At 63.6% G+C, this 9,916-nt stretch carries 2 protein-coding genes and 2 pseudogenes; 3 read left to right on the top strand and 1 reads right to left on the bottom strand.

Annotation, left to right across the window (positions count from 1 at the left end):
* Window positions 1–163: 163 nt before the first annotated feature.
* Together GJ668_RS12585 and GJ668_RS12590 are read left to right on the top strand one after the other, a co-directional pair.
* A pseudogene (locus GJ668_RS12585) lies at window positions 164–400 on the top strand (IS1634 family transposase); the annotation flags it as partial.
* 151 nt (window positions 401–551) lie between these two features.
* Window positions 552–1,283: pseudogene (locus tag GJ668_RS12590) on the top strand (DDE-type integrase/transposase/recombinase); the annotation flags it as partial.
* A gap of 137 nt (window positions 1,284–1,420) precedes the next feature.
* On the opposite strand, the gene GJ668_RS12595 reads toward GJ668_RS12590, so the two are convergent.
* On the bottom strand, window positions 1,421–2,440 hold the full coding sequence (locus GJ668_RS12595) for a helix-turn-helix transcriptional regulator (RefSeq protein ID WP_186343083.1): 1,020 nt from the start codon (window positions 2,438–2,440) through the stop codon (window positions 1,421–1,423).
* Window positions 2,441–2,723: 283 nt separating this feature from the next.
* On the opposite strand from GJ668_RS12595, the gene GJ668_RS12600 reads away from it, so the two are divergent.
* On the top strand, window positions 2,724–9,916 hold a 7,193-nt coding region (locus tag GJ668_RS12600), incomplete at its 3' end, for an InlB B-repeat-containing protein (RefSeq protein WP_222930786.1).

The raw sequence follows: 9,916 nt of genomic DNA on the forward strand, positions 1-9,916 counted from the left end.
GGCAGACTGGAGCACGCGACCATCGCTCGAAATTGATGCATACGTTCGATCAACGTACATTGGCCTGCGTCAAGCCAATATCTCAGCGTTCGCTCAATTTTACCGCTCGGTTCCTGAAAAATGAGGCAAGCTATGCGCACTTGCATCCTGAGTCAGGACACCCATGGACACGGCCCCTACGGTCACCCGCATCGAACGGGTTGATGACATCCCACTACTCTTGGCGCAATTGTCCAAGATGGGGGTCGCCTCGTTGCTCGACGAGCACTGTCCGATGCACGGGAACTGGCAAGGGCTGGGCCTCGGTGAGGTGGTGGTGGTGTGGCTGGCCTACATTCTCAGCGAGGGAGACCATCGCCTCAACCGGGTTCAGGGCTGGGCGGGCGGTCTCTTGATGACTTGCTTGCTGGCCTGGATTTTGCATACAGTGTGATCATGTGCCGCGAAGGAGTTATCCTTTGTTCCTCGCCCGCGAGGTGCTCCAGCGGCTCGTTGATGAGTTTGAGAGCCGTCCGCGCGTCGACACTGAACACGAGAAGGTCTAGTCCGACATGTTCATCCGTCTGCACAAAAACGCGCGCACCACGCCGGCCATCCGCCGTGAGATCCAGTCCTCGACGCTCCCGATCCGCGAGCTGGCCGAGCGCTATGGGCTGAGCCGTCAGACGGTCTCGAAGTGGCGCCGGCGCTCCAGTACCGAGGACGCCTCGCACCGTCCGCATCGTCTCCACACGCGCCTGACGCCGGCGCAGGAGGCGGTGGTCGTGGAGTTACGTAAAACGCTCCTGTTATCGCTCGATGACCTGTTGGCCGTCACCCACGAATTTATCAGCACCACTGTCTCGCGCTCGGGCCTGGATCGCTGTCTGCGCCGTCATGTTGTCTCCAACCTCCAGGCGCTCAAGCCCCAACCGATTGACGCAGAGGCGCGCCCGGTCAAAACCTTCAAGGACGATGAGCCAGGCTTCGTGCATGTCGATGTCAAGTATCTGCCATGCATGCCAGACGAGGACCGCGCTCAGTACCTCTTTGCCGCCATTGATCGGGCCACGCGCTGGGTTTATGTCGAGATTCTGCCTGAGAAAACCGCCCAGAATGCTGCCGGCTTCCTGGAGCGGCTCATCGCCAAGGCCCCGTTCAACATCACCCGTGTCCTGACCGATAATGGCAAGGAGTTCACCGACCGCTTCTGCGCCACCGGCGAGCGTGAGCCCACCGGACGCCATCGCTTCGACCAGGTCTGTTCAGCCAACACCATCGAGCATCGCCTCATTCAGCCGCGCGCGAACAGCTCGAGAATCACGCGCGGCGTGGGAGAATGCCCCGTCCGGCTTGGGGAGCAGGACCGAAGACGCAAGGACCGCTCGCTTGCGTCGGCGGCGTCCGTTCGCGCCCGATTGACGCTCTCCATCGGCGGGAGTCACCGGCGCCGATAGGAGCCGGGCGGGACACCGACATGACGCGCGAAGGCTAGGGTGAAATTATTGGTGTGCGCATAGCCCAGGCGTTGGGCGATCTGCTTGATGGGGACTTCGCCCTCAGTCAACAGGGCGCGGGCTTCATCCATCCGCCAGCGCGTCAGACACTGGAAGACACCGGCGCCGTAGAGATCGCGAAAGACCGCGTTGAGACGCTTTTGGTTGAGACCGACCCGCCGCGCAAGCTGCTCAACCGAGGGCGGATCGGTCAGCTCGGCCATGAGGATATCGCGCGCCATCCGCGCCTGGCGTTGCTCGACGCTCCCCGCGCCCCCTGTCTGCTCGCGCGCGTCGGACAGGTCAGCAACCATCTCCACGATCAGATCGAGAAACTTGCTCTGTAGATGCAGGGCGCGCATCTCGCCTGAGTAGGGCGAGGACCGGATCTCGGACAGAATCCGCCGCATATTGACCGAGACTCCGGGCTGTGCGACCACCGGGCAGGCGCGCCCCTCCAGCAGATCCCGCAACGCCCTGGGAAGCGGCAGGCCCTCCAGGATGGCTTGCAAACGCCGCACCGTCATCATGGGTGCGATCAGTCGATTGGGCTCGCCCGGCTGATTGCGAATATGGCATGGACCAGCGCCCGCCGAGATGAAAAAGAGTCCATAGCGCTGCGGCGTTTCGATGATCGCCCGATCCTCCCCCACCCTGAGCCAGGTGCGTCCGGCGTCCGGGATCCGCAACTGAACCAGGGGTTCTGGATGCTGGACCTGTCCCCACACCGATCCCGCGCGATGCCAGAGACCGCGATACTCGAAGAGGCCCGCGCCCTCTCCGAGCGGCTCGAAGCTCAGGCGCTCCTCGCCCACCTCCGGCGGCAGCGGGCTGGGTCCATCTCCCACATCCGCCGAGCTGGGTCCACCGTCGAGCCGCCACTGCCCCAGGAAGGGAACCTCGGTGGCCGCGGGATTCGGGGCGTTTCGCGGGTCGGTCCGCGCGTTCTCAAAGCTATTCATCATATCTACTCAGGAGTGCGCCCAAGGGTTCGCCAGGATCTCCGGCAAGCATAGACCGATTCAAGCTGCGTCCAGAGAGAAAAAGATCACGATTCAGCTCGACCCGTTCATCCCATTCATCCCAATCCTCATAGTTCTTGCTCCCAGTGCGCATAGTTCGCGGGCTTACCTCCGTCCGACCTGGCTGTTGAAATAGCGGGAACGCCGATTTGCGATGCACCGCTCCCGAGGCACTGTCTTGGGCATCGCGAAACATCAGCTAACGGGAGCGTTGAGGTCAGCCGCCATGAGCACCAATCGCCGGACCCTGGGCCACGCCCTATTTCTGACACTCGCCCTGCTGATGCTGCCCGTCTGGGCCTGGGGGGCTGTGATCTATGTCGATGCCGGGGCCAGTAGCGGCGGCGATGGCAGCTCTTGGGGTAGCGCCTACAACAGTCTCGTCACCGCCCTGACCAGCGCCAGCAGCGGCGACCAGGTCTGGGTCAAGGCAGGCGTGTACCGACCCGGTTCCGCCGCGACCGATAGCTTCTCCATCCCCGCCGGTGTCGCGGTCTATGGCGGTTTTGCGGGTACGGAAAGCAGCCTGGACGAGCGCGATTGGAAGACCAAGGTCACCATCCTCTCCGGCGACATCGACGAAAATGATACCAATGGTGATGGCAATTTTATCGCCGAATCCACCTCGAATATCGTCGGAACCAATGCCTACCATGTGGTGTGGCTCGACGGCAGCGGAACACCCACCATCGGCAGTTCCACCCGGCTGGATGGCTTCACCATTACCGCTGGTGACGCGAATCTAGACGTGAACACCAACGGCGGCGGCCTGTATTGCAAGATTTGCAGTCCGACCCTGGCCAATCTAACCTTCATCGGTAATCGAGCGATTCATGGTGGCGCGCTCTTTGTCGATGGTAGCTCCGGCGGTTATCCAGGCAACGTCCAACCCACGCTCGCCCAGGTCGCTTTCCTGAACAACAGCGCAGCAGGCAGAGGCGGCGCCGTAGATATCATGGGCACCGAAGGCAGCGAATCGGCTACCGCCCCCAAGTTTACCAATGCCCTGTTCCGCGGCAACACTGCCATTCGCGGCGGCGCCATTTGCACCACTTTCGCTCAACCGGTTCTGACCAACACGACCTTATATGGCAATACCGTATCGGGCGACGGGGCAGACGGCGCGGCGATCGATTACAGCGGCAGTTCCTTGAGCCTGATCAATACCATCGTGTGGGGCAATGCCGGTGGTACCAAAGCCGTGCTCAGTATCACCAGCAGCTCTAACCCCCTCATCACCTACAGCCTCATTCAGGAAGGATGCCAGTCCTGCGGCGTCGGCAATCTCGAGCTCGACCCGCTCTTCACGGATGCGATCAATGGCGACCTGACTCTCAAGTACAACTCTCCAGCAGTGGATGCTGGCGCCAGTAACGCAATTGGCCTGATTGGTGTGACCACCGATCTGGCCGGCAATCCTCGATTCCACGATGTCCCGGCCATAACCGACAGTGGCTATGGCAATGGCACGGACCCCATTATTGTAGACATGGGCGCCTATGAAAATCAGAGTGACCAGGAAAATCAGGTTCCGACGGTAACCGGCCTTAACATCACCGGCACGGCAGAGGCGGGTTTTACGATCACCGGCCGTTACACCTTCGATGATCCCGAACTCGATCAGGAAAACATCGACTCCGATGGTTCCAGCTATCGCTGGGTGCGCTCGATCGATAACGATATCGACACCATCGGCGATAACATCGAACGGGCCAACGGAAGCACCCAAGGCACGGATGTCAACTATCTTGTCGGCCTGGCCGATCGGGGCGCCTACTTGTTCTACTGCGTCACCCCCGTGGCCCGCACCGGGGCCACTCCCGGCGATGAGGATTGCTCCAGCGGCAGCCTGGTCGCCAACGCGCAAGCCATCTGGCGCGTGAAGCAGGATGCAACCGGCGAAGAGAGCGGCGCCGACTGGAACAACGCCTATACCAACCTTCAGGATGCCTTGGCCAATGCCTTGGCCGATGCCGTGAGCGGTGATCAAATCTGGATCGCGGCCGGCGTTTACTATCCAGATGTCGGCCTATCCCAGGTCGACAATGATTCAGCCTCGACCTTCAAGATCCCATCGGGCGTGGCGGTATATGGCGGCTTCGCGGGCGACGAGACCGCACTTGACCAGCGGGATTGGGCGGCCCATGTCACCGTGCTCTCCGGCGATCTCGGGCAGGACGATACCAATAAGACCACCGATGGCGTGGTCACCGACACCGGCGACATCGTCGGCATCAATGCCTGCCATGTGGTGACCTTCGACGGCCAAGCGACACCCGTCATCGGGGTGCCGGCCGACTCAGCCGATCTGAGCGGTGTGGTCGTTACCGGCGGGGACGCCAACGCCAGCGGCGGTTGCGACCTGCCCCATGGCGGCGGTCTGCTGTGCGATGCCGACGCGACCGGGGGCGAGTGCAGCCCCGTGATCTCGAACACCATCTTCCGCGGCAACCGAGCCGAGGGCGACGGCGGGGCGCTCTATCTGAACGCTGGCGCCGGCCAGGCCAGCCCCAATCTCATCAACGTCGCGTTTCTCGCCAACAGCGCCGCCAACGGCGGCGGCATCGGCAGCAGCGCCGACACGGTCGGAGACGCCAGCGTCCCGGCCTTGTTCAATGTCAGCTTCAGCGGCAATGAGGCATCGAGCAACGGCGGGGCCATGCACAATGTCGGCGGGGTGAACCCAAGCCTGACCAACAGCATCCTCTGGGGCAACACAGACGGGGGCAACGGCCCCCAGATCTACAATACCGGCGGCGCCACGCCCAACATCCAGTACAGCCTGATTCAAGACTCCGGCGGCAGCACCGCTTGGGATTCGGACCTCGGCACCGATGACGGCCACAACCAGGACGCCAATCCGCAGTTCATTGATGCCGCCAATGGCAATCTCCGCCTGAGCCTGGGCTCTCCGGCCATCGATGCGGGGACCAATGATGCCGTCATTGGGACATTCGATCTCGGACACTTAGATCGCATCTTCAACACCACGGTCGACCTCGGCCCCTACGAGTATCAGGGCTTGGCCTTGCTGCCCGCCGCATCGATCCCGGCCGACGGTGAGGCGCTGGCGCCACCCCATGCCGGTGACAGCCTGACGCTGCAATTCAATCTCCCGATGCAGGCCGCCACCAGCGCGGACGACTGGATCGGGAGGAGTGATGGCCCACAAATCCGCCTCGTCAACGACGACAGCGGGGATATCATTCTGATCGCATCCCATGACACCTCCCAGGTGACCTATACGGGCAACCAGGTCGTGATCACACCCAAGCCGGGATTGCTCGGGGAGCACTATCACCTAGAGGTCGATTCGGGCGCCCTCCGTTCCACCGACGGCCAGGATTGGGCGGGCATCAGTGATGCGACCACCTACAATTTCGCAACCACCGGCGCCACCCCAGCAAGCTTCAATTACGGCGGCACCCGGCTTTCGGTTGCCTTGGACGGCACATCCACCAACGGGAGCCTGGCGGCCCTCTGCTCTAACGACGACGGCCAAGCCTTGTCCAACGCCATCGTCGACGGCGACGCCTGCGTCGGCATCGCCACCCTGGCACCGGCGACCCGCGCCGATTGGCGTATCGCCCAAATCCCCCTGAGCCTGGACAGCGAACGCCAATTCCAGCTCACCGCCCAGCGGCCCCTGCCCAGCGGCATGAACCCCCTGTTCGCGCTCTATGACAACAGCGGCAACCTGATTGCCGCCAACGATGACCTGAACAGTACGGAGGACAAGTCCGAGCTGCGCCTGCACCTGTCCGCCGGCGACTACACGCTCTGGGTCGCCGACAGCGCGGAATCCAGCTTCACCGGCACACTGGAACTCGACCTGAACGAGGTCGGCGGCGCTCAAACGATCTGGATCGGCGGCAGCAAGGGCCATCAGGTGGACGGTGAGTATTCCGACGGAGAGGGTTACGGGGGCGCGGTCTTGCTGGTGACGCCCAAGACCAACGGCAAGGGGTATCTGATCCTGGCCCAGGATAACAGTTATCGCTATTCCAACGAGAACACCGTCCCGCCCCCCACGCCGCAACAGGTCAAGGACTGTGCCCTGAACCCCAATTGTCGCGATTACACCCCCGTGAGTGGCGAAAGCGCCCCCTACGTTACGGGTCAATACAGCAGGGACCTCACCGGCGGCGTCCAGAACGGCATCCCCTTCTCCATGTCGCTCGGCGATCAATACAATCCCTATGTCTACACCGCCTTCTTCGTCTTCGAGGATGCTGCGGGCAATCTGGGTCCGGTGGTGATCGAGGACGGCCTGACCATCGGGAGCGCTGACGTGGACGATAGCGCCCCAAGTCTTTCATATTGGGCGGACAATGCGGAAAATGGCTGCGTCCTGCACGGCACTCTCAATGAGATCGGGTCCATCGCCTGGCTGATGGTGGACCAGGGCGCCGCCGAGCCATCGGTGAGCGACATTCGCAACTGTAGCGCCTTCTACGGCGATCCCCAGGTCGTGACCAAGGGCTGTGGCAAGAGGTACGTCACGAGCGGTCAGGATATCGACGCGACCGTGACCACATTGCCCCCCGGCGATTATGACGCCTATCTGGTCGGCTATGACCTGAGCGGTAATTCGTCCGGCGTGCAGACCGACAGTTGCACCGCCACCGGCACCGCCGACACCACCAGCAAGCCCGTGCTCACCGCCTCCGAGGTCGAGACCACGGACGAGGCCTACAGATCTTACGTCTACGGCACTATGACGCTGGAAAGCACCCTGCCGGGCACGGCCTGGATCGCCCTGGTGCCGGGGGGCGCCAGCGCGCCGACCGCCGAACAGCTACGCACCGCGGTGCTCCAGGAGACGCCCTGGGGACCGACCATGGAGGAGACCCAGGGGCAATGGGTCAGCACCAGCCCCGCCAATATCAGCTTCTTAGACGGCCTGGAATACGACACCGACTATCGAGTCTATTTCACCGCCCAGACCCCCAGCGGCGTCTTCGCGGATGTCGGCTACAAGGACTTCCGCACGCCTGCGGGAAACACCGCGCCGCTGGCCGAGAACCTGACCATCACGGGTACGCCCGAAGCCGGCGCGACCCTGACCGGCAGTTACAGCTATCGCGACGCCGACGGCGACTTGGAGGGCTATAGCACCTACAACTGGTATCGAAACGACACGGATAGCTATGATCCGGATACGGTGGCCTGGCGGGCCGGGGGCAATACCGGCGGAGCGCCAGGCGACAACACCTACCCGGTGACCGGCGACGACCGCGGACTCTATCTCTTCTATTGCGTCACGCCGAGCGCCACCGCCGGAAAACGCGATGGGGATGAAACCTGCTCCTCGGCGGTCCAGGTGCCCAATGTCTCCGTGCGCTATTTCGTCGATGTGGACGCCACCAACGGCGCCAATGACGGCACCAGTTGGGAAAACGCCTTCACCGGACTCCATGCCGCACTGGACCTCGCCCGCGACGGCGACGAGATCTGGGTCGCCGAGGGCATCTATTATCCGGCCGATGCGAGCAACCCGTACATGAGCTTTGAAGTGCGGTATGAGGGCGTCGCCATCTATGGCGGCTTCGCGGGCGTCGAGACCGAACTTGACCAGCGGGATTGGGCGGCCCATGTCACCGTGCTGTCCGGCGACATCGACCGCAACGACACCACCGATGCGAACGGAGTGATTCTAGACACCAACGGCATCCAGGGTGAGAACAGCAACCGGGTACTATCGTTTGCCCCGAATGCGATGATCATGACCGCCGCAACGCGACTGGATGGCTTCGTTATCACCGGGGGCGATGTCGGCGGCGGCGTCGGCGTCAATGGGGCCTGGGAAAAGGTGGTAGCCCCCACCATCGCCAATACCCGTTTTTCCGGCAACCGGGCCAGCGGCGCCGGCGGGGCGCTTTACCTCGATCCCAATTCGGGTGAGACCAGTCCGATCCTGATCAACGTCGCCTTCAGCGGCAACAGCGCCGTCAATGGGGGTGCCATCGGCAGTGGCGACAGCAGTTACGTCCCCAGCGCCCCAGTCTTGACCAACGTCAGCTTCAGCGGCAACCAGGCCAGCGGCAACGGCGGTGCTCTATACAACGCCAGCGGTATGAGTCCGACCCTGACCAATGTCATCCTCTGGGGTAACACGGCCGAGGGCAGCGGCGCCCAGATCTTCAACGACGACTCCGCCGCGCCGGATATCAGCAACACCCTGATCGAAGGCGGCTGCGCGGCGATCACCGGAGCGAGCTGCGGCGCGGGCAACCTGGAGACCGATCCGCTGTTCATCGACACCGCCGGCGGCGACTTACGCATCGAAGAGGGCTCGCCGGCCATCGATGCCGGGAACAACACCCCCATCACCGATCCCGACCCCGACATCGCGCTGGACCTCGGCCACCTGAGCAGGATCTACAACGACCTCGTGGACCTGGGCGCCTACGAGTACCAACCGCAAGTGCTCACCCACAGCGTCACCGCCACGGCCGGCGCTTACGGCACCATCAGCCCGGACTCGCGCACCGTCACCGACGGCGACACCACCACCTTCACCGTGACCCCCGACAGCGGCTACACCGCCAGCGTCAGCGGTTGCGGTGGCAGCCTGAACGGCAACATCTACAACACCGGCGTCATCACCGCCGACTGTACGGTCAGCGCCAACTTCAGCCTGGCACCGGTCACCCACAGCGTCACCGCCACTGCTGGCGCCCACGGCGGCATCAGCCCCGCCTCCAGCACCGTCGCCGACGGCGCGACCACCACCTTCACCGTCACCCCCGACAGCGGCTACACCGCCACCGTCAGCGGTTGCGGTGGCAGCCTGAGCGGTAACACCTACACCACCGGCCCCATCACCGCTGCCTGTACGGTCAGCGCCAGCTTCAGCCTGGCACCGGTCACCCACAGCGTCACCGCCACCGCCGGTGCCCACGGCGGCATCAGCCCGGACTCGCGCACCGTTGCCGACGGCGAGACCACCACCTTCACCGTCACCCCCGACAGCGGCTACACCGCCAGCGTGGGCGGCACCTGCGGCGGCAACCTGGGCGGCAACACCTACACCACCGGCGCCATCACCGCCGACTGCACGGTCAGCGCCAGCTTCGCGGCGGTCACCCACAGCGTCACCGCCACCGCTGGCGCCCACGGCGGCATCAGCCCCGCCTCTCGCACCGTCGCCGACGGCGCGACCACCACCTTTACCGTCACCCCCGACAGCGGCTACACCGCCAACGCCACCGGCTGCGACGGCACCTTAAGCGGGACAACCTACACCACGGGGCCGATCACCGCCGACTGTACCGTCACCGCGACCTTCAGCCAGGACAGTTACACGGTCACCGCCACCGCCGGCGAGCACGGCAGTATTGATCCGGCCTCGCGCATGGTCGCCGACGGCGCCACCACCACCTTCACCGTCACCCCCGACAGCGGCTACACCGCTAG

Origin of the sequence: Allochromatium palmeri, assembly GCF_009720725.1 — a bacterium.
In the GTDB taxonomy this organism is placed as follows: Bacteria; Pseudomonadota; Gammaproteobacteria; order Chromatiales; family Chromatiaceae; genus Thermochromatium; species Thermochromatium palmeri.